At 44.0% G+C, this 22,907-nt stretch carries 12 protein-coding genes; all 12 read left to right on the forward strand.

Annotated elements, in window-relative coordinates; translation table 11 throughout:
* The first annotated feature begins 67 nt into the window (after window positions 1-67).
* The 12 genes from H1230_RS03505 (at window position 68) to H1230_RS03560 (ending at window position 22,880) form a co-directional block, all read left to right on the forward strand.
* Window positions 68-2,104 carry a DUF5693 family protein gene (locus H1230_RS03505; protein WP_239714251.1) on the forward strand — a complete coding sequence of 679 codons (2,037 nt, stop codon included), beginning with the start codon at window positions 68-70 and terminating at the stop codon, window positions 2,102-2,104.
* The gene (gene csaB, locus H1230_RS03510; protein ID WP_239714252.1) at window positions 2,080-3,225 is read left to right on the forward strand and encodes a polysaccharide pyruvyl transferase CsaB; all 1,146 of its coding nucleotides are present in this window, start codon (window positions 2,080-2,082) and stop codon (window positions 3,223-3,225) included. The genes H1230_RS03505 and csaB overlap by 25 nt, the downstream gene beginning before the upstream one ends.
* 6 nt (window positions 3,226-3,231) lie before the next feature.
* Complete coding sequence (locus H1230_RS03515) at window positions 3,232-3,990, forward strand: WecB/TagA/CpsF family glycosyltransferase (protein ID WP_239714253.1); 759 nt, start codon at window positions 3,232-3,234, stop codon at window positions 3,988-3,990.
* Window positions 3,991-4,103: 113 nt separating this feature from the next.
* Window positions 4,104-5,231 (forward strand): glycosyltransferase family 4 protein, encoded by a 1,128-nt coding sequence (locus H1230_RS03520; protein WP_239714254.1) that lies wholly within the window; start codon window positions 4,104-4,106, stop codon window positions 5,229-5,231.
* Between the two features lie 161 nt (window positions 5,232-5,392).
* Window positions 5,393-9,301: an S-layer homology domain-containing protein gene (locus H1230_RS03525; RefSeq protein WP_239714255.1), complete on the forward strand. Its 3,909-nt coding sequence runs from the start codon at window positions 5,393-5,395 to the stop codon at window positions 9,299-9,301.
* Between the two features lie 269 nt (window positions 9,302-9,570).
* Window positions 9,571-9,912, forward strand: a complete 342-nt coding sequence (locus tag H1230_RS03530; RefSeq protein WP_239714256.1) for a hypothetical protein — start codon at window positions 9,571-9,573, stop codon at window positions 9,910-9,912.
* Between the two features lie 524 nt (window positions 9,913-10,436).
* Window positions 10,437-13,160 carry an S-layer homology domain-containing protein gene (locus H1230_RS03535; protein WP_239714257.1) on the forward strand — a complete coding sequence of 908 codons (2,724 nt, stop codon included), beginning with the start codon at window positions 10,437-10,439 and terminating at the stop codon, window positions 13,158-13,160.
* Between the two features lie 83 nt (window positions 13,161-13,243).
* The gene (locus H1230_RS03540) at window positions 13,244-13,792 is read left to right on the forward strand and encodes a hypothetical protein (RefSeq protein ID WP_239714258.1); all 549 of its coding nucleotides are present in this window, start codon (window positions 13,244-13,246) and stop codon (window positions 13,790-13,792) included.
* A gap of 183 nt (window positions 13,793-13,975) precedes the next feature.
* On the forward strand, window positions 13,976-14,248 hold the full coding sequence (locus H1230_RS03545; RefSeq protein ID WP_239714259.1) for an alpha/beta-type small acid-soluble spore protein: 273 nt from the start codon (window positions 13,976-13,978) through the stop codon (window positions 14,246-14,248).
* Window positions 14,249-14,478: 230 nt separating this feature from the next.
* Window positions 14,479-15,681: a methionine adenosyltransferase gene (metK, locus tag H1230_RS03550; protein WP_239714260.1), complete on the forward strand. Its 1,203-nt coding sequence runs from the start codon at window positions 14,479-14,481 to the stop codon at window positions 15,679-15,681.
* A gap of 235 nt (window positions 15,682-15,916) precedes the next feature.
* Window positions 15,917-19,960 carry an Ig-like domain-containing protein gene (locus H1230_RS03555; RefSeq protein ID WP_239714261.1) on the forward strand — a complete coding sequence of 1,348 codons (4,044 nt, stop codon included), beginning with the start codon at window positions 15,917-15,919 and terminating at the stop codon, window positions 19,958-19,960.
* 202 nt (window positions 19,961-20,162) lie between these two features.
* Window positions 20,163-22,880 (forward strand): stalk domain-containing protein, encoded by a 2,718-nt coding sequence (locus tag H1230_RS03560; protein WP_239717078.1) that lies wholly within the window; start codon window positions 20,163-20,165, stop codon window positions 22,878-22,880.
* Window positions 22,881-22,907 lie beyond the last annotated feature (27 nt).

Below are 22,907 nucleotides of genomic sequence, written 5' to 3' on the forward strand. Positions count from 1 at the left end.
TAGCTGCGCTCGGTACACCAGGCTTTTGCCCTGAATATAAACAATTTTCTAGAAGGAGGTACATTTGGTGCAACAAAAATGGAAACGTTGGAGTATATCTTCGCGGAAGTGGCTATGGATTATAGTCGTGGTGGGCTTAATAGCAGCCTTGCCTGTCGTCTATGACCGCCTGCAAACGGAGAAATCTTCCAAAACGGTTGAATTTGTATTTGATTATCGCGATCTGGTTGAAGTCGCCAGTTACCGCGCTAATCCACAGACTTATATTGCAGAGCAGCTTGTCCGTTTGAAGGATGCCGGCGTACAGAGTATGGCTATTTATGAGAGCACGCTTGATGATTTACGCAAGGCTCGTCGACTAATGCTCTGGGGTGCCACGGATATCGCTAACCTTACAGAGACTGTTATTCCGGAGAATGAGAACTATACATACGTCCTCTTTAGCAGTCCGGAGAATAATACGGCCTTGTCGCCGTTGATTCGTGAGGCATTTAGTTCTCTAGGTATTGCTACAAAAGATTGGACCTTTCGCGGACAGCAGGGGCTTATCATCGAGACTCCACTTGAAGATGCTACGCTGAAACCGCTGCAGCCAGATCCGTTCACACTGGAAATGCTGCATGACCAAGGATTCAATATCGTCCCTCGTCTGGTAGACTCACTGACGTACAATGAGGCCTCTGTAGAGAAGCTGTTGAATCGTTACGAGGAGCTGGGCGTCAAACGGATTCTGTTTGAAGGTGAATCTGTCAAGGGATATACAGATGACGAGGATTTGAACAGTGTGACCCAATTTGCAGACCTGCTTAAGCAGCATGGAATGGGAATTGCAGCCATTGAGAACATTAAGAAACAGCAAAAAGGTTTTAATAAGTTAGCTTATTTGCTGGACTATAATGTGACACGATTGTATTCACTTAGTGAAGGTGATTCCTCCTTGTCTCCTGAAGTGATTGCCGACCGCTTCGCACTTGCAACCAAGGATCGCAATATTCGGATGATCTATCTGAATACAATTCCTTCGCGTGATACTACGAAAGCACAGATTACAGACTCACTCGACAACCTGATTACAAGTCTTAGTGAACCAGGGGGAGCTGTTGAGCAAATAAAAGATAACGGCTTTAACTTAGGACAAGCTACTGCCTTTGAGGTTGTTGATTCATCCTTTCAGCGTTATTTCAAGCTAATTGCGGTTGTTGGTGCAGTGGCACTAGTAGCCTTGATGATTTCTTATTTCATTCCGTTGCTTACACTCCCGGCTTTTGTGTTGGGACTGCTTGGCGGTGCAGGGCTGATGGTATTGAAGCCAGACCTTTTTGCACAGGCCCTTGCCCTTGCTGCAGCGATTAGTGCACCAACAGTGGCTACCGTGCTTGCGATTCGTAAAATCAATGAAAATGGCCCTCCGCTGCGAAGCAACGCGCTCACCTATGTGGTTATGAGCCCACAGCGGCGATTAGCCCACAGTTTGGTGCTTTTTGTGAAGACAGCACTGATCTCACTGAGTGCAGTTCCCTTTGTGATAGCCCTGCTTAACAATATTACTTACAGTCTGGTGTTGGACCAGTTCCGTGGTGTGAGTCTATTGCATATAGCACCTATTGGTCTTGTTGCCTTGTATGTACTTTTGTACCGTGGTGAGTTTGCCTTTAATAAGACTGGTAAACTGCTGCGTACACCGATCACACTATCTTGGGTAATTGCTGCGGGAATTCTGGGAATTCTCGGTATGTACTATATAAGCCGTACTGGCAACGGAGGTAGCGTAAGTTCTTTGGAAATGTCATTCCGCACGTTCCTGGAGAATACCGTTGGCGTCCGACCGCGTAATAAGGAATTCCTGCTGGCACATCCGTTGTTTATACTTGGAGCATTTCTGGCCTATAAATACCGAAATGCCGCTTTCATCATGATTATCGCAGTGATTGGCCAGCTTTCTATGGTAGATACATTTGCGCATATTCATTCACCGGCGCTGATCTCCTTGGTCCGCGGATTATTGGGACTTGGACTCGGTCTAATCCTGGGTGTAATTGCAATAATTATTTGGCAAATGGCAGAAGGGTGTTGGAAAAGATGGTCGCCGCTCCTCAAAAGATAGTTATCTCTGGATATTACGGCTTCCGTAACAGTGGAGATGAGGCGGTATTGCAATCTATTTTGATTGCGCTGCAGAAACAGTCTCAAGCTGCGGGGATATCTATAACACCTGTAGTGTTGTCTATAGATCCTGAATGGACAACTGCAACTTATGGTGTCGAATCTGTGCACCGGATGAAGCTTGGTGAGGTTAGGCGGGCGATCTTGGAGAGTGTCGGTCTGATCAGCGGCGGTGGCAGTCTGCTGCAGGATGTGACGGGTAGCAAAAGTATTCCTTATTATCTGGGTGTTATCAAACTTGCGCAGTGGATGGGTAAACCGACCTTTATTTATGCTCAAGGAATAGGTCCGGTGAACCGGAAGTTGTTCCATCCTCTAATCAAAGCAGTGTTTCGCAAATGTACCTATGTATCCGTGCGGGATGAACAATCCCGCCAGCTTTTGCAATCCATGGGATTGCGGGAGGGGAAGATTGAGGTAGTACCCGATCCTGTAATGGGATTATCCCTGCCAGAGGATGAGGGAACAGATAAGACTCTGGAAGTTACTCCTCAAATTATCGATGCATTACCAGTAGTCGGGGTATCGGTTCGTTATTGGGAGCAGGACCGTAGAGAACTGGACAGCCTTGCTCAAGGCCTGCTAGAGGCATGCAGCGTGGCTCCTCTTCATTTGCGCTTTTTGCCGTTTCACCAGCCTATCGATAACGAAGCATCACGTTATGTGGTGGAGAAGCTGGAGAAAGGGATTGCACAGCATGGTGGTATCATCAGCATTTGTGAGGATTCACTCCATCCGCAGAAGATGCTGAGGGAGGTTGGTCGATGTGATGTGTTGATTGGGATGCGCCTCCACAGTCTGATCTACGCTGCTGGAAGGTATGTACCGCTCATTGGAATCTCTTATGATCCCAAAATTGATCATTTTCTGGACAGAATTCATTGTCGTCCTGTGGGTACAACTGTTGCGTTAGCAAGCGGTGATGTGGCTTCCGAGGTACTCCATCTTTTGCAAGCAGGAAGGGATTGGAGAAGTGAACGCGAGCTGCTCATTGCCGCTTTAATTCAAGAGGCAGAGGCTCCAGCACGGCAGATTGTTCAATATTTAGCGCATAAAGGGTGATATATAGTGAAAGCTGAAAGTGTGATTCCCACAGTTCCGATTTTTGGCATCCGGGTATCCAAAGTCGATATGGCGGCAACGGTCTCTTTTTTGACCGAGGCGGTTCATACGCGTGAGCCGCATCAAGTCATTACTGCAAATCCAATCATGGTTATGGCTGCATTGGAGAATCCGGCTTATATGGATATCATGAAGTCGGCAGAACTTGTTGTACCTGACGGTACTGGAGTGGTATGGGCAGCTGGTTATTGCCGTGAACCTGTGGCAGAACGTGTGGCAGGCTTTGATCTGTTACATGAATTGTTGCGGCAAGGAGAAAGATATAGCTGGAAGGTATATCTCCTTGGCTCAACGTCAGAAGTGATTCAGGAAACAGCACGTAGGTTACAACTACAATATCCAGGTATCATCATTGCCGGCTACCGCGACGGATTTTTCAGACCTGAGGAAGATGAGAAAGTCGTAGAGGGAATTGTTGCTGCCGGACCTGATCTGCTATTCGTGGCTAGAGGGGCGGATAGTCAGGAGCCTTGGATTGCAAAGTACAAATCTCAGCTCGCTGTACCGATCATGATGGGAGTCGGCGGCAGCTTTGATGTCATTTCAGGCAAGAGTCGTCGTGCTCCTAAATTGTTCCAAAGTTTGCGGGCGGAGTGGTTATATCGTCTATTGAAGGAACCTACTCGCTACAAAAGAATGCTTGCGCTGCCGAAATTCGCAGTAAAAGTGCTGCGAGAGAAAGATAAAGTAACAAAAGTAGGCTGAAATGCGGATATTCACTGAGAAAATCAAAGAAATAGCCTAGAAACCGAATTGGAATTTATTTTCCTAACAGCGTATAATTCAATGCGGTAGAGAAATGGGGGTCGACTGATCAAATGTTAATTATATACATCGCCGGATTTATCGTGTGCATGGGACTCGCACTGTGCTTGACGCCTTTGGTGAAGAGATTCGCTATTAAGATAGGTGCAACTGATGTGCCGAATGCCCGTAAGGTGCATACGAAGATTATGCCCCGCCTTGGCGGACTTGGTATTTTTCTGGCGTTTGTGTTAGGCCTGCTTGCCGTATTACCGATTATTCCTTATGAGTTTACTCCGCGGGAGGTCAACTTCATCAAAGCGCTGCTGTGTGGTGGCGGACTAATTGTTCTAATTGGTGCTCTGGATGACCGTTTTGAACTTTCAGCAAAAGTGAAGCTACTGGGCCAAATTGCCGCAGCTTGTATCGTTGTCTTTGGTTTTGGTATTACTGTTTCTTTCGTGAATATTCCATTTAATAATACGTATTCTTCATTGGAAAGCTGGATATCTATCCCGCTGACGATTTTCTGGATTGTTGGTGTGACGAATGCTGTGAATCTGATTGATGGATTGGACGGGCTTGCTGCTGGTGTATCGGGGATTGCAATTGCAACAATTGCTGTGATGGCTTTGCTGATGGGTAATACCATGGTAGCGCTCCTCTGTCTGTTGCTGCTAGGCAGCATCATAGGGTTTCTATTCTTCAACTTTCATCCTGCCAAAATCTTCATGGGTGATACCGGTTCCTTGTTCTTGGGCTTTTGCTTAGCGCTCTTGGCGCTCCTTGGGTTTAAGCAGATAGCGTTGGTATCCTTTATTACGCCGTTGCTTATTATCGGTGTGCCATTGTCAGATACATTCTTTGCTATTGTGCGCCGCAAGTTACAGAAGAAACCTATTTTCGCACCTGATAAAGGTCATCTCCATCACTGTCTCCGTGAACTTGGCTTTAGCCACCGTCAGACAGTACTCATTATTTACGGTATTGCTGGTTTCTTTGGTATTTTGGCTGTTATTCAATCATCTGCAGCACTTTATGAAGCTAACTGGGTTACTTTCGTTGTTATCTGCGTGATGTTGTTCTTCCTGCAGATAGGCGCGGAAATCACCGGCGTGATCAGCAAGACCAAACGTCCTCTGATTAACTTCTTTCTAAGAATGCGTATGAAGCTTGATCCGGAAAGAAGCTCTAAATCTTAAGTGACAAAGGTTTCAATTTTGTATTATTTTCCTTTATTAACAAAACTCATCCGAATTCGGGTGAGTTTTTTGCTGTCTTCTCTAAAAATATGTCTTCCTATGACCGATAAAGAACACAGTGAAGATTTACGAGAACCTAAACTCAAAGGAGAGATATACACATGCAACGCTTTAAGAGACCATTCGTTTGGCTGCTGCTAGCGGCTCTGATCGTTTCTATGTTTCCCGGCAACTACACTCCCCAGGCGGCGGCGGCCTCCACGACTTATTTCAGCCCGGATGATCTCACACTGCGGAATACAGTTGCTTTGAATCAGGATGTCGTAGCAACTACTGCCATTCCTAATCCAGCAGGTTTGATTAACCGAAGCAGCGTATATAAGACAAGTAATCAAAACCTATCAGTTACAGGGACCTACTCGCAGGTAACGGCATCGACGATGCAAGTGACGGTAGAGCAGCTTACCCAGAATAGTACAACGTTAAAATGGACAACAGATTCTACTCGATTGACTAATGGGACAGTTACGACTGATAGCAACAGTCCAAGCAATCGTTTCACTACTAGTGGTGTTGTTTTGTATACAGGTTTTAATAAAGTCACCTTTTCAGGTATGCAAGGAAATCTGAAACGCTCTGAATCTTTTTATGTTCTTTATGATAAGGTTCCTTATGTAAGCTCGCTGAAGGTATTGGGTGGGCCGACGGCTCTTAACCTGAATGAGGGTACGCAGGTTGTTGTGCCAGTAGCTTCAATCACAGTTCAAGGTACTGTTACAAATGCTACTAGTGTGAGTGTTTCGGTCAATGGTGGAGTTGCACTACAGACTTCGCTATTGGAAGACGGAACATTTTTTACGCCTGCATTGACCTTAAAGCCCGGGCTTAGTACGTTAAGAATTATTGTGAAGAATGCTTCGGATTCTATTACGATAGATCGCTCCGTATATTTCTTTGATACGAATCAACCCTATGCCTCACTAAATATTGTACATGATGGGACAGCCTACAATATTCTAGATAACATACCGACACTAACGGCGCCCGCTGTTACGAAAGCAGGCCTCTCGGGACAGATTCTGGTACCGTACAACTCGGCGCAATTTGCGACATCTGTCAATCCCTTGTCTGCAAAATTCACAATAAATAAAGGAAATACAAATGCTGTGCCGATTACACAAATTACGACTAGTCAAGAATTAACCATTCCAGGTGCTGATGGAGTAACAGCTGCATATAAGCTGGTAAGCTTTACAACAACGGTCGATCTACCTATTGCTGCGGGATCGAATGATTTTACACTGGCAATAGATTATGGTACCTACAGTAGTTCAATAGTATATTCTTATAAATATTTGCCTGGCGAAACAGTAATTACAAATGTGTATTATTTACCAGACTATACTGCTGGTGGTAGTTTATTAAATCTCTCAAAATTGCCTTTGAGTGGTCAGGAAATGGAAAAGGATAATTTCTATATTATGGTTAAGACGAATAGAGCGCCAAATGCAGGAGTTTCACTTACGGCTAATTATTTGCCTCTAAGTAACAAACCATTAACCTTATCGCCCCCCATTTCCGGTGCTGGAACAAATGAATATATTTACAGAATCACTGGATTCTCAAATGGACAGCAGAAGGTGCAATTCCGCTATGAATTGTCTCAGTCTTTCTACAATGCAGATATTTCTTATGTGTCCAAGAACTATATTTATGTAAGTAATTTGCAGGATGGACAAACGTATGAGTTTGATTCAGGCCAAACAAATAAGTTGGCAGTAGCTGGCGAATATATTGGTTTTGAAAATATCTCCAGTGCACAGGTGCAAATCAACGGGATTGATAGCCTGTCTTTGCCTAATAATGGATCGAATATCATTAAATTCGACATTACCGCTGCTCCAATATTCCCTAAATTCAGTTTTGACTTGCCCATTACCCAATCAGGCCCGCTTGTATATGGCGAGAACAAAATCGTGTTTTCCGGGGTCTCAATGGATTCAGCGGGGAATCAACGACTAATTACTAAAGAACTGCGAATCTATATCATTGATACTAATGTTTCTAATTTGACGCAGTTCCACCCTGCTCTAGGAGATGGCCGTACCCAATTCACAACCAATTCTCTGACAAACGAGACGGAACGGAATAAAATTCTGGCATTGCCGGCAGAGTTTGTATATAAAGACGAGAAGTATACAACCAATCAAGAGAAGTACGATTTAGTGCTTCGTGGCGGTGGTGCTACGATTCTGAATCTGTATAAGGGTTCGGATTTGGTGTTTAGCTCTGTAGGTCAGCCTGATATGCTAACCACCGATGATAATACTATAGGGCCAATTGTATACGCAGGTACTGGTAAATATTTTGATTACAAAGGTAGCAGTAAGGATTTCCTCTTGCGTATTCGTGATATTGAATTTGATGCGCCAGGGAGTCATGTCTATACGCTAGAGTTAATTAACAAGACCGGAGCAAGAACAACTCAAAGACTTGAAGTTGTTCGGGAAGTATCACCATACCGCATTCTATCGCCTGTAGCGACAGTGGGTGACCAGATTGTCGTAAACAAAAACTTTGTTCGATTTGATATTGAAGCAGAGGGTGCTACCAAGGTTATTATCGATAAGTACGAAGCTATACCTCGTACGGATCTGGCTAATCGTTTCACCTACGACTATGTGGGCTTGAAACCGGACAAGACAACAGCGATAAAAATCCAAATTGTTCGAGCGGGTTCAACATTAAGTGATACGATCAGTGTTTATTATGCGAGTGCAGTTCAGATTGACACGCAGTTTATGGCAGAAAAAGTTGCTACTAAGTATAGTGTATTTAATAAAGGACTTGAATTAACATTCCCGAAAGGTACCATCATGGAAGGCTATACCACTACTGGCGCTTCCAAATATTACCCGGATACTAAGATATTGTTCGGCATAGCAGATCCTGCTGATGGCGTAGTTGAACGGAAGAATGATTACGGGAATATCATAAATGTCAGTGCTGCAGATGCCAGAACACCTGAAGGAAAGAGTCCACTTGTTATTCCGCAGGATTTGGTACTGCGCTTTACTTCAACAGCTTCCACCAATAACTTTTCAAGGATTTCCGATGTGTACTGGGTTAATGGAGGCTTAGGAGAAATAGGAACCAAAGGAACAGCGAACTATACCCCTGCTACTAATGGGATTGCTCCTTATTCTATAGAAGGTTATTTTACTCAATACAGTCAGACTAGAAAGATTGTTCCTTCTCAGCGTGGGGAACTTACCCTTACTTTCAATACTAATGTTGTAGATGAGGTGGGTTCCTCAGTAACGGTTTTCCGTTATTCAGACGCAGGGAAATGGGAGAATATTGGTGGTGAAGTTAATACCAAGAATCACACAGTTACAGTTCCTTTCGATGAATTTGGTTATTACACCGTTATGAAGCTGCGTCGAGGCTACACAGATATCACCAATCATCCATGGGCTAGAAATATATTGAACGGTCTTTATTCCAAAGGAATTATGACTAACCTTCGTGCTGATACCTTCGGCGCAGACGATACAACAACTCGCGGTGAGTTTGCTACCCTGTTAGTCAAAGGATTGAATATTCCTTTAAACTACGATGCTAACAAACAAACGTTCTTCGATATTGTTCCAGAGGCAGTTTCGACAACCTGGAATTTCAAAAGTATAGAGACAGCAGCTAGAGCAGGGATTGTAACGGGACTAAGTGATGGATTCTTTGGCCCAGACCAACCACTTACACGTGAACAAGCAGCGGTGATGATTGCACGGGCGCTTAAGCTGAAGATGTCCACTAATGATGCCAAATTGTTAACCAGTCTTTCCAAATCCTTTGTAGACAGTGGCGGAATGGATTTCTATTCTCGCCCAGCTATTGAAGCAGTCGCCAAAGCGAAAATTATGGAAGGTAGTGCATTGACCATCACAGGGCAGACGAAGCCAGTATACAACTTCAATCCCAAAGGCAAGCTGACACGTGCTGAAGCCGGTAAGATTGCCGTAGAACTCCTGAAGAAGAGTACAGCTATTTTCCCAAAAACTTTTAACTAAGAATGCTGTATTGAAAAACGGCCAATCTCGTAGAAATTTATTTACGAGGTGGCCGTTTTAGTATTATATTGAAAGTGAATTAGTCATCGACAGCTTGGTATTGCAGGGTTAGATTATGAGACTGGATTATTATAATGAATTTCACATAAGATACAGTAGCATCCAAAAATAAAGCTTAAACTTACCAATGACATTAGTTTTGTAATCTGTTCGGGTTTACGTTACAATAACTTAAGAAGATAATATTTTCCGAAAGGTGAAAGCCATCGATGAAACCGATTTTATCAAAAGCACAACTGGATTACATGAAAGCAAAGAATACGTTTGAGAATAGAGCAAAAGTCATGGAGAAGGATATTGCGGCAAAGCGGGCTTTGCAGGAGATTACGCAGGAAGTAATGGAAGAGCTTGTACAAGCTACTGGCTTCCACGATGCCTACAATGATCTTGTTGTTGCCGAGAACGCATTGATCGAATGGTCGCATTCCACGATTAAGCATGAGAAGAGCTACCGAGAGAATCGGGGAGCGATTGATGCAATGTATGACAATGTGAATGCTACTCCTGAGAAGCGTCAGGAATTAATTCAGCTATCCATGAAGATTCGTTAGACCATATGCTATAGAAGCGAGCGCCGGCAACGGCGCTTTTTACTATGTATGGGATCTTTCTGAATTATGGTTACAGTATCTAATTCGTTTGAAAAAGTCGTATTGTGGGTATTAACTTAACATATATTGTTTAATGACGCTTGGTGGAAAGCTATGTTATACTATTTCCGTAGTCCCCCATCATTAACAATACTTAGTAGAATATACATATGTATCTTCTATGAGCTTAGGTAACTTAAGAAAATTAATTTTTTTTTAGGGAACCGCAACTTTTCCAAAGCATCTGCGTTTAAGGTGTAGAGTCATTTACACATGAGGTTGGAAATCAACATCATTAGTAAAGCTAATTGACCAATTGGAAAAATTAAGCTTTACGTGACTTGAGGCGCATTATATAATACTTAGGTGGAATTAGTAATCTAGTATTGTTATGCCTTGAATTCGTTTACCGGTTTCTGTGATACCCGTCACAGACATTATTTATACTTAATATGCTCAACTCGGGAAAGGGGGTGTGTATGCTAATGAGTAACATGAGCTACCCATCTAAAGAAGAAACTAAGTTTATGAACGTCCAAGGAGGAGAAAAAAAGGTTATGAAGAAAATTTTATCTGTAGCTTTATCTACAGCAATGGCATTCTCAATGTTTGCTTCTGTAGCGTTTGGTGAAACAGCAACAACTCCGCAAGCTAAATTTGATGCTTTGGCAGCTAAGGGTGTTCTTAATGGATATCCGGATGGTCAAGCTCACCTTGAAAAAGATCTTACACGCGCTGAATTCGCTAAGATCGTTACTAAATTGTTTAATCTTACTGAAGTAACTAACAAATTGTCTTACAAAGACAAAGGTTACACAGCAAGCAACTGGGCAGTTCCTTACATCGAAGCTGTTACTGCAGCTAACTTGATGCAAGGTAAAGATACTGTCAAAGGTATCTTCGACTACAATGGTAAAGTAACAGTTGAAGAAGTAGCAGCTGTATTGTTCCGCGCTTTGAAACTTGAAACACCTACTACAACAGATAACACTGCATCTGCATGGGCTAAAGGTTATGCTCAAGCAGTAATCAACAAGGGTCTGGTTGCTCAAAGCACTAACTTCAAAGGCAATGCTACACGCTCTTTAGTAGTAGAAACAGCTTATGCAGTTAGCCAATTGTCTGCATTCCCAGCCATTGCTTCTGCTGAAGCATTGAGCCCTACTAGCGTAGTTGTAACTTTCTCAGACAAAACTACAACAACAGTTACATTAACAACTGCACTTGTAGAAGGGGTAGCAACACCTGTTACTTTCACAAACAATGGTCATTCTTACACTACTACCGTAACGTTGACAGCTCCTAAGGTTGTTTCTGTAACTGTTCCAAATGCTAAACAGCTGGTTGTAACTTTCAACCGCGCAATTGATGATTCGACTTTGGCTTCCAGTGGTAAGCTGAAAGCTGGCGTAATCAAAGTAATTCCTTTGGGCAATCAAGCTGCCGTTACAACAGATGGAGCTGAAGTTAGCTTGAACGCTGCTGGAACAGAAGCAACAATTACTCTACCGAACCTTGAGTTCCTTAAAGGTCAATATACTGTAGTTGTAAGTGACAGCTTGAAGACAACTGCTGGAACAGCATTTACTGCTTACAGCGCTTTGGTAACTGTTGCTGATACTGTAGCTCCAACAGTTGTAACTGTGAATTCTGCTGCTAAAGCAACAACTAACAAAGTATATGTTAAATTCAGCGAGCCAGTTAAACCAGCTGGAATTATTGCTAGCGTGAACGGTGTATCTGCTACAGTAACTCGTGAAACTTACGATACTTTCAGTTTGACAGCAGGCACTTTGAATGCAGGCACTACTTATGATGTTTCCTTGCTGAATGTTACTGACTTCGCTGGTAACCTGGCAAACCCTAATCCTATCAAAACATCTGTAACAGTAACTTCGGATACTGCAGCTCCAGCAATCACTTCTGTTACACCTGTAGGTGATACAGCAATCACTGTTAAGTTCAGCAAAAAAGTAAGCTACGAATCCCTTATCGGTAACGTACGTTTGTTGAGTGCTTATGGTGATGCTCAAGGCACAATGGTCGTAGATGCAGACGCAGATAGCGATACTATCAAGTTCAAAGTTCCTGCAGGATTCAAACTGCCTGATTCCGGTACTTTCAACGGTTCTCTAGTATTTGGAGCAACAGTTAGAGATACACTGGGTAATACACTGGGTACACCGGTAACGCAGTCGATCACATTTGTAAAAGATGCTACAGCTCCTACAGTTGCTAGCGCAGTATTCAGTAGCGATAAAGGTTTGGTTGTAACATTCTCTGAAGCTGTTGCATGGGTAGGCGGAACACCAACACTAATTAAAGATTCTACTGGTAAAGTGTTGGATACAGCAAATTACAGTGGTCAAACAGTTGACGGTGCTAAGCTTACTTTCCCAAATGTGAAAGGTCTTGATGGATCTTACACCCTGCGTCTTCCTGCAGGTCTGGTAACTGACCTTGCTCTTGCTAAGAATAAAGTGGCTGCAACAACTGTTACTGTTACAGCGGCTGCAACAACAACAACTGATTCTGAAAGACCTGTAGTTACCAGCATCACTTACCTTGAACCTACTGGTGATGCTCCGGAGATTATCTTCACTATAACTGCTACAGATAACGTTGGTTTGAGTGTTGCATCATTGCGTGATGTGAACAGCTATACTCTGGGTAGCAGAGCGCTTCCAAGTGGTTCTTATACACAGGTAATCAGTTCCATTGGAACTGAAACTTCCCCTACTAAAGCAGTAGTTGAAGTGCGTGTTCCTAAAACTGCAATCAGCAAAACTGAAGTAGTTGAATTCATCGCATTTGGTGTTACTGATACTGCTGGAAGTGCATCAATTGCTAATTCCATTAAGCCTGAGCTGAAAGATCGTGTTAAACCAACACTAGATTCAGCAGCTGTTTCTACTGGAGATAGTTCGCTTCTGCAATTGACATTCTCCGAGGCTATCGAATTTGGTACCCTTAATGCTAGTGACTTCACAATTATTGTCAACAACAGTACTACAGCAGCAACAATTTCCGGTGGCTTTATCGCTGGTGTTGGTAACGATGCAGGTAAATTCTATGTTAGACTTGCAGGGTACCCTGACCTGAATGCTAACAATGTTAACAGTATCTCTGTTAAAGTTAACGCAGATGCAACTATTCAAGATAAAGCAGGTAACAGCGTCGTTGGAGATAAGACAGTATACGCTAAGTAATCTCCGATTACCGAAGCAAAGAATAGCCTCTTCGGAGGCTATTTTTTTTATAGCCATTTACCCCAATATGAGGAGGGATTTAGTTGAAAACAGCTTGGAAAATCGTGATGTCTGCGGTGTTATTGGCAGGTGGCGTATGGGCAGGCTCCCTGCTGAATGCTACGGCTGAAGGTGCAAGTATCGGTTCACAGCCGGGGACAGCAGATGATCCGGTAGTTACCAAAAGCTATGTGGATCAACAGATTCAGAAAGCATTACAAGGCGGAACGATTAGTACACCTACCCAAACCGCACCCATTGCACCTACCGCTATAGCAAGCCCTACAACTGCACCAACTCAAGATGCCGGCAATAAAGGAAATGCGATTGAGATTGTTGATGTGAAACCAGGTCAAACGTTAATCGCGGCTGCCGGTGCAGAATTTATTGTTCGCGCAGGTAAGGCTGTTATTTATTCTCAAGACAGTAATGGCGTTGCGGATTTAACAGATGGAAAAGATCTAACGAATGGACAGGCTGCACCATCGAATCATTTATTGTCTTTTCCCCGTGATGGACGTGGGATAGCAGTTCAGAGTGATCAAACGCTAGCACTTGTAGTTATGGTTCGTGGTGGATATACGTTAAAGTGACTTCTTGATTTAAGAATACCAATATAGATTAAGTTTGCCCTTTAGATTGGAAATCATACTATAATTGAAAAAAAGTGATATGCGGAACTCTTTTCCACACTTAACAAACATTGAGACGATTGAAGGCATCATAATCCGCGCACAATATTCCTGTATTCTTACAAAACTCAGGAGGTGCAGCTCATGGCACGTAATAATCGTGTGGTTATACCGGAAAGTCGGACAATGCTGAAACAGATGAAATATGAGATTGCTGCTGAATTTGGTTTATATGGGGCTAACTATGGAGGGGGAGCAGATACAGAATTTGCTTCCGAATTAGGAGCACTTGGGGACTCCAGTGGCTCTAGTCATAGTCCATATCTTGGACATCTTTCATCCAGAGATAACGGTTCTGTTGGCGGCGAAATAACGAAGAGACTTGTAAAGCAAGCAGAGCAAGCCCTTTTTCTATAATCTCTGAGAATTAATGTTGAAGCTGAGTTATTCTTTTATACAGCCTGCTAAAATTGACACCATCTCATAAATAAGATAATATGACTTTTGAGGAAAGCCATAAACCTTTTCCACTATGGGAAAGGTTCATTTTTTGCAGAAATTGCAGAAATATTAGCGAAGTGGCTACTGGAGAATCGAAGGAATTTGATTATACGTCATTATACTATCCATATAGGAGGTTGTTATACATGTCTATTACAGGGCGCCATTTATTCACTTCCGAGTCTGTAACGGAAGGGCATCCGGATAAAATTTGTGACCAGATCTCTGATGCGGTACTGGATGCATTTCTGGTTAATGATCCAAACGCACGTGTAGCCTGCGAAGTTGCAGTAGCAACGGGTCTTGTATTGGTTATCGGAGAGATTAGCACCAAGTCGGAATATGTTGATATTCCAGCGATTGTACGTAATACGATTAAAGAAATAGGTTATACCAATGCCACTTATGGCTTTGACTACAATACTTGTGCGGTATTAACTTCTCTTAATGAACAATCCGCTGATATTGCCCAGGGTGTAAATGCAGCACTGGAGAACCGCGATCCTGCACAGCTGGCTCAAGAAACGGCCAATATCGGAGCTGGTGATCAAGGCTTAATGTTTGGTTTTGCCACTAATGAGACTCCAGAATTGATGCCATTACCTATTGCTTTGTCTCATCGTATAGCGCGTCGTTTAGCAGAAGTACGTAAGAACGGAACTTTGGAATACCTACGTCCAGATGGCAAGACACAAGTAACTATTGAATATCTGAATGAAAAACCAGTTCGCGTAGATACCATCGTTGTATCCACACAGCATGCTGAAGAAATCACACTTGAGCAAATTCAAGCAGATATCAAAGAACATGTAATCTTGCCGGTTGTGCCAGCTGGACTGCTTGATGAGGATACTAAGTACTTTATTAATCCTACAGGTCGTTTTGTTATTGGTGGACCTCAAGGGGATGCTGGCTTAACGGGTCGTAAGATTATTGTGGACACGTATGGTGGTTATGCTCGTCATGGCGGCGGTGCATTTTCCGGTAAGGATCCAACTAAGGTGGACCGTTCGGCAGCCTATGCAGCCCGTTATGTGGCTAAGAACCTTGTAGCTGCTGGTCTTGCTGATAAATGTGAGATTCAATTGGCTTATGCCATTGGTGTTGCTAATCCCGTTTCAATTAGTGTAGATACATACGGAACAGGTAAGATCAGTGAAGAAAAGCTGGCTCAGATGATCAGCGAGAACTTTGATCTTCGTCCTGCCGGTATCATCTCTATGCTTGATTTGCGTAAACCGATTTATAAACAGACTGCTGCTTACGGCCATTTTGGACGTACAGATCTGGATCTGCCTTGGGAACGTATCGATAAAGCAGAACTTCTGAGAGCACAAGCAGGCCTTTAGTTCGAAGTGTGGAACCAGTTAGTTTTCATCAAGATGAATTACATTATGACCCGCAAGGAAGGCACTTCGGTAGAAGTACTTTACTTGCGGGTTATTTTTGTGTGCAGATAGGGAATTCAGCTTTGTGTTTTTTCTTCGGGATGAGATGATTACTAAACTTTGGAAGACGTTTAACCGAAATAAAAGAATATATACATAAAGACGACAGTATGGCTTGAGAGGAGTTTATCACGGCATGAAAAGAAAAATTTCAATATGGACGGTGCTCATTCTGGCTGGAGATTTGTTACTAGGGGCAGGAAGTGCTTCTGTCGGAATTGGCGCATCCGCAGTATATGCTGCAGCTGACTTTGGCATGGTAACCGCACCAACTGCAGGTGCAACCTATGTGAGTATAGGCTCATCTCTTAGATTGAGCTTTGATCGGCAGGTAAATCCGCAATCTGGGAATATTATTATTACCCCACAAGGCTCCAGTGATCCGTTTGTAACTATTCCTATTGGCACCTCGGGATTAATTGGCAGTTCCAAAGACTATGAAATTAAGTGGGATGCTAATCTGCATTTCACACCCAATATGACATATACCGTAACCGTACCGAAGGGCTTATTCAAGGATAGTGCAGGGGCTGATTCTGTATTCACAAGCTGGTCTTTTACTACCGCACCGGAGGTCAATACAGGAATAACAGCGAGTAATTTCATGCCTGCTAATAATGCCCGGGTAGATGCGGGAACTTTAGCTCAGCTCAGCTTGAAACTGAATAAACCTTTGCTAAAGGGCGGAGGTTCCATCCGACTTATTGCTTCTGCTGATAATTCTACTATTCAGGAATTTAAAATTAAAGATGGCGAGACTGGTGTTACTGTGTTGAGTGACGCGTCCTCAACAACCGTTACTTTGACTCCGACAAATAAATTAGCGACCGGAACTAATTATTATGTACTTATTGATTCATACGCCTTCAAGGGTACAGACAATAAGACCTTCTCAGGCATATCCAGTAGTAATGTGTGGAGCTTCTCCACTATAGGTGCAGCAGCTATCCCAATGACGGCAAATCCGGCAGCAGGAGCAGTAGGTGCATCTGTTACTGGAGCGTTACAGCTTAACTTTGATCGTCCTATGATGCCAGCAACAGGAAATATTACTGTATCACCAGGTACTGTAGATGATGGGAGGACACGATGGCTCAATGTGAATTCCACAGCAGTAACGGGTGGTGGGAGTAAGAATATTCTGCTGTCTCCGGCATCGACGGCAAACCCACTTCTCAGTAATACCTTATATACGGTTACTATTCCACAGGGGGCATTTTACGACCAGGATGGAAATGTGTTTCCTACTGCACCTTATTCGTGGAGCTTCACCACGGCGTCCTCGACGGGTCTTGGAATAACTACGTTGATGCCTGCAGACCGAAGTGAGTCCGTGGATATCAACAAAGCTTTTACCCTTACCTTTAACCGAGATGTAATTTATAATAGCTCTGTTGCAAAAAGCATTACACTCTACAAAAGCAGCGGGCTACAGCTTCCTGTAACCGTAACACAGAGTGGGACTGCGGCTGGAACAAAAGAATATACGATAAATCCTGACAATGCACTTGAATATAATACTACCTATTACATTGATATTGCTAAAGGCGCCTTCTCGGAAGCAAGTGATCCCACTTCTATTTATGGTGGACTAAGTGGTGCTAGTTCATGGAGCTTCCGTACAATGGCTCTAGATACAACAGCACCCTTACTCACAACAGCACAACTGGATAATAATAGGACGATACGCTTGAAATATAATGAAGCTCTTAATTCGTCGGTAGCGCTGCTGCCTTCAAGCTTTACGGTTACGGTGAACGATGAAGCTCGTGCCATTGATAGTAGTTACATTCAGGGAGATAGTGTCTTAGTGGTGCTAAGCACAGGTGTCGCGGTAGGTCAGAATATTAAAATCGGGTATTCAGGCGGTCTGCGAGTCATTAAGGATACTAGCGGTAATGCAGCAAGCACTTTTTCACTTCGACAGGTGACTAATTCTGTAGTGTCTGCACTTCCTGCTCCTATAGAGGGCAGAATTACTGGCAAGAACCTAGTCTTGAATTTCAATGATTCACTAAAAGCAGTCTCTCCATATGCGTTCAATCAATTCTCCGTGACGGCGGATGGTTATTCACTTGGGGTTAATTCTATTAGTTCCAGTGGAGGAACTGTTAATCTGGGATTAACGAGCGAAGCTGCGAGCGGACAGACTGTTCGAGTATCCTATTATGCAGGGTCCTATCCACTACAGGATGTTTTTAGCCAGAATATAGCCAACTTTAGCGCTTTCAATATTCGTAACAGCAATGATACGACTCCACCTGTTCTCCAATACGCGACCGGAACCGGAAGTACAATCGTATTATCTTATAATGAAGGAATGACTTCAGCTAATTTACCGATGAACAGTCAATTCTCTGTGCTTGTTGGAGGTACACCTAATTATGTTACTAGTGTAGCAGTGAGTGGTAGCGAGGTTACTTTATCCCTTCAAAGCGCCTTGACGGTGAGTCAAGTGGTTACTGTGTCCTATGTGCCAGGAGTTTATGGGCTTAGCGATCTGAATGGAAACCGTGCGGCATATATTAATCTGCAGCCAGTGTCAGTAACCGGAAGCAGCACAACTACAGTACCTAATATAAGCGGAGCAACAGTTACAGGTGATGAACTAACGGTAACATTCACCAAAAACATGCAGGCCACTTCTTCCTTATATGTTAATCAGTTTGGAGTTCGAGCGGATGGCAGCACTCTTGGCGTCCAGTCCTATTCTATTTCGGGTAGTGTACTGAAGATAATGCTATCTTCAGTAGTGAAGACGGGACAGAGTGTCGACTTGTCGTTTATGTCTGGTGGGGGAGTCATTCAGGATCTGAACGGCAATGCGCTGTCTTCTTTCACTGCACTTTATGTTCAGAATCTTACAGGATTAACTACAGGAACTGGTAGCCGGCCATCTTATTTGGGAACATTGGCAGTGAGTGAGTTTGGAGAAGGATATCCACTTTTAAAAAGTGATTCTTCGAGTGCAACAGATGATCGATCCGTATACAGCCAGTCTGTAAAAAAATATAACCTGACTGCTGATCGTTTAAGCTCCAGTTATGATTATCTATATAAAGTGGGTACATCCACATTAGCCTTTGAAGTGCCTTCCACAGAACTAGCGGCTTATGTGACTATACCGCTGAAACCACTACTTGATGCTGTAAATCGCAACAGCAAGGCTAAACTGGCAATACGCTATGGGGATAGCCTGTATAGTGTGGCTCTAGGTGATATCGATATGAATGGACTAGCCGCCAGTTTAATTGCGGACAGCAATAATATTTCGCTTGTATTCCGCATGGAAAAGGTTCCAACAGGGACCTTCACCCCACTGGAGCAAAAGCTGCAAGCGCAAGGCTTGCAGAGTGTGACTAGTCTTGTTGATTTTCGTCTGACAGCCATGATCACTGGGAACACTTCTAGTGCAAAAGTGCTGAGTGTACCTGGAGAGTATACCGTCCGCACTACTTCTACTTTGAATAGTCCGCAAACTTCAATTGCCCGGCTGGAGCTGACTTATAATGATGCAGCTTATCTTCCTACAAAAATCAGTACGCAAGGTAGCTATACTATACTACGCGCTCGTACGGTCGGAAATCAGGTCGTAGGATCATTTTTGTCAACGCGGACCTTTACAGATATGAGTAAACATTGGAGTAATACCATTGTTGCAGAGCTTGCCGCCAAGAATATTATTGATAGTAGTTATGGCAATACGTTCAAGCCAGAGCAAAAGATCACCCGAGCGGAGTTTGCTGTTATGCTCAGCCGAGGCCTCGGACTGCAAGGTGACCGTGATACTGCACAACGCTTCAGGGATATACAACCCTCAACGCAAACAGGGGATTACATTGGAGCGGCGGCCAAAGCGGGTATTATCACTGGGAATACAGATGCTACCTTCCGCCCCAATGAGAATATAACTCGTGAGCAACTGGCCATTATGATGATTCGGGCGATGGAATACACCAAAAATCCGATTACATTAAGTGGTACGTCAGCATCTGCACTAACAGCTTTCAAGGATAAATCCAAAATCCAGAGTCAGAGTGCTGAGTTTGTTGCCAAAGCTGTACAATCAGGTATTATTCTTGGCATGACAACGACAGAATTTCAACCACAAGGAAACGCCACCCGTGCTCAAGCTGCTGTTATGCTGCAAAGAATGTTAGACAAAGCAGATTATTTATAGATGATAATGTAACACCCGGCTTGTATAAGCTGGGTGTTTTTTGTGCTGCTATCCTCTCTAATCTGCAGTTTGTCGCAACTTTTTTGCTAGAATTCAGTCTATTAAAAGAGTAAAAGGAAAATAGAGTCCAGATTTCCAGACTTTGAAATTTACCAAATGAGTAAAGAGATGGGAGAGTTACGCCGAAATGAATGAAGATTTTATGGAGAAAAAGACTAGAGAAGTATTGCGGGAGATAAAAACAGTATCCGCGAAGAAGTGGGTTGCCGCCTCATTGGCGGGTGTGTTATGGATTATGCCGGTGATCGGCAGTGAGGGTATGATTCAATTCGGGCAAGGATCTTCACCAGTAGCCTCCGCGGCAGCCTCTGCTTTTACGGTAACCAAACTAGGCGAAGAAGTTATTACTTCAGGCGCCATGATGATGAAATATAAATATACAACTTCTCGTTCCGGCAAACAGGCTACCGGATTGGCAGACGTAATCCGTGTAGATCTGAATAATCCATATGTTTCCTTGGATGTTATGACCGGTAAAGGTGGCGATTTGACGACACGCCAGAGTACCGGGGGCATGGCTAAAGAAACCGGGGCAGTTGCTGCAGTAAACGGTGATTATTTTAATACAGGTGGCGAAGGGGTACCTATTGGAGGCCAGGTGTCTGCGGGGGTCGTTGTTTCTACTCCCTCACAGTTGGATGGAATGTATGCTTTTGCCGTAACCAAAGATCGACAGCCTGTTATTGATGAGTTTTCTTTTGAAGGGACGATAACGGCAGCGGACGGTGCTCAGTTTGCCCTTTCCGGGATCAACAAAGGTGCCTATATTCCAGAAGGTGGAACCTCTACGTATAGCCATGCTAACGCGATGTATATCTATACCGATGCCTGGACAGCGCTGGAGCGGCCCAAGAACAGCTCAACTACTCCTACTGAGGTGCTTGTTGAGAATGGAATAATCACCCAGATCTCTCCAAATGCTGCGTTGCCAATGGCTGTTCCTGAGGGCGCTTATATTCTGCGTACACACGGTCTTGCCGCTCAGTTTGTCATGGCACATCTTGCTGTTGGGCAAACGTTGACGAGTACGACTTCGCTGCGCTCCAAAACTACACAGCAAGCGCTGGACCCTGCTAGTCTGCAAATGATGATCGGGGGGCATACCATTCTGGTGAATAATGGAAAAGCGGCAACGTTCTCGCGTTCAACCAGCAGCATTGGCGGCTACCGTGCACGGACAGCACTTGGTTATTCACAGGATGGCCGGTATGTGTATGTTATAACCGCTGAGAAGAATAACAATAGCGCAGGGATGTCGCTGACCGAGCTACAATCCTTTATGACGAACATCGGTGTCTGGAAAGGTTTAAATCTGGATGGTGGCGGCTCTACTACGATGGTTGACCGGCCCCTCGCCGAGACGACCGCAACCCTCACCTTTAATACAGAGTATGGTACGGAACAGCGTAGTATTGTTAACGGACTTGGTGTCTATACATCTGCTCCGCAGGGTGAAGTTAAGGGGATTACAATCAGCGGGAATTCTGTACTTCTGATCGGTCAAAAGGCAACCTATTCATTAAAAGGCTATGATACTTACTATAATCCTATAGATGTAGCAGCGGGAAATCCGGCATGGGTTTCAAGTGGTGGCAGCGCGACTGTAAGCGCAGGGGAAGTGACAGGAGTGAAGCCTGGCACTGTGACTTTGACAGCCACCAGCGGCACGGCTAGCGCTTCGACAAAGGTTACTGTGCTTGGAGGAGATGATCTGAGCAGTATGGCAGTAGGTACAGCTACAGCGCCGTTGATAGCGGGTGCATCTGTCTCTGTTCCTGTAACAGCAGTTACAAAGAATGGGGCGAAGATTACTGTTCCAGATTCTGCACTGAAGTGGGAATTTGTTGGCTTTCAAGGCAATGTACAGGCTGGAAAGCTTACAGTTGACGCCGTGAATACAGGTGTAACGACTGGCTACGCTATTGCCCGTTATAACGGCTTCAGTACTGTGGTTGTTCTATCAGCGGTGGCCGCCACTCCTTGGGAAGATTTCGAGAATGTGAGTTATCCGGTCGCCTTTACTACTAATGTAGCTAGTGTACAAGGGACAGCCGCCATAACGGCTGGCAGTGCTGAACGTGCAGGTTCTAAAGTGCTGTCGCTCAGTTACGATATGACAGCTGGGAGCGGCAAAATGTATGCCTATGCCCAGTTTAATGGTACGACCGGTAAGTCCATTCCAGCAGCGGCTACTTCGATGTCGCTTGATGTGATGGGGGATATGAGTCTGAACTGGCTGCGGGCTGAGCTGGTAGACAGCAGCGGAGCCACCGTTTATGTTGATCTTGCCAAGATCATCGATTGGAACGGCTGGAAGAGTCTTAACCTTGATTTGTCAGGCTCTGGAATCAAATTTCCAGCAACCCTGAAGAGACTCTATGTTGTAAATGTAGAGGAAGGGCAGGATGAACGTGCCAAGACGGGAACGGTCGCCTTTGATAACATTTCATTTACAATGCCTTCCCTTTCCAGTGAAGCAGGGCTTCCAAAAGGCACAGCATCGATGGTCATTGGTTCCAAGTCAATCCTGGTTAATGGTACAAAGCAAGCTATAGACGTAGCGCCAATTGTCAAGAATGGCAGTACGTATGTGCCCATTCGTTACGTACTGGATGCTTTTGGCGGCAATGCAATTTGGAATCAGGCAACTAAGAAGATTATGGTACTGCGCGGAGCTAAAGCGTTGGATCTTACTGTAAACAAGAAGGAATATTTGTTGAATGGTAAGCTCCAAAGTGCAGAAGTAGCGCCTTTAATCCTACAAGGCAGGACTTTAGTACCGCTTAGATTGGTTTCAGAACAGCTAGGATTGATCGTAAAATGGGAACAGAAAACGAAGACCGTAACTATCGAATCGTGATATGTTAATATAAAGGTAAGCCTTTAA

Origin of the sequence: Paenibacillus sp. 19GGS1-52 (assembly GCF_022369515.1) — a bacterium.
GTDB lineage: Bacteria > Bacillota > Bacilli > Paenibacillales > Paenibacillaceae > Paenibacillus_AQ.

Bases quoted from the DNA above. Each gene is read 5' to 3' on its own strand.
- H1230_RS03555 (WP_239714261.1), top strand. From the start codon at position 15,917: ATGAAAAGAAAAATTTCAATATGGACGGTGCTCATTCTGGCTGGAGAT.
- H1230_RS03535 (WP_239714257.1), top strand. From the start codon at position 10,437: ATGAGTAACATGAGCTACCCATCTAAAGAAGAAACTAAGTTTATGAAC.
- H1230_RS03560 (WP_239717078.1), top strand. From the start codon at position 20,163: ATGGAGAAAAAGACTAGAGAAGTATTGCGGGAGATAAAAACAGTATCC.
- H1230_RS03530 (WP_239714256.1), top strand. From the start codon at position 9,571: ATGAAACCGATTTTATCAAAAGCACAACTGGATTACATGAAAGCAAAG.
- H1230_RS03520 (WP_239714254.1), top strand. From the start codon at position 4,104: ATGTTAATTATATACATCGCCGGATTTATCGTGTGCATGGGACTCGCA.
- csaB (WP_239714252.1), top strand. From the start codon at position 2,080: ATGGTCGCCGCTCCTCAAAAGATAGTTATCTCTGGATATTACGGCTTC.
- metK (WP_239714260.1), top strand. From the start codon at position 14,479: ATGTCTATTACAGGGCGCCATTTATTCACTTCCGAGTCTGTAACGGAA.
- H1230_RS03525 (WP_239714255.1), top strand. From the start codon at position 5,393: ATGCAACGCTTTAAGAGACCATTCGTTTGGCTGCTGCTAGCGGCTCTG.
- H1230_RS03545 (WP_239714259.1), top strand. From the start codon at position 13,976: ATGGCACGTAATAATCGTGTGGTTATACCGGAAAGTCGGACAATGCTG.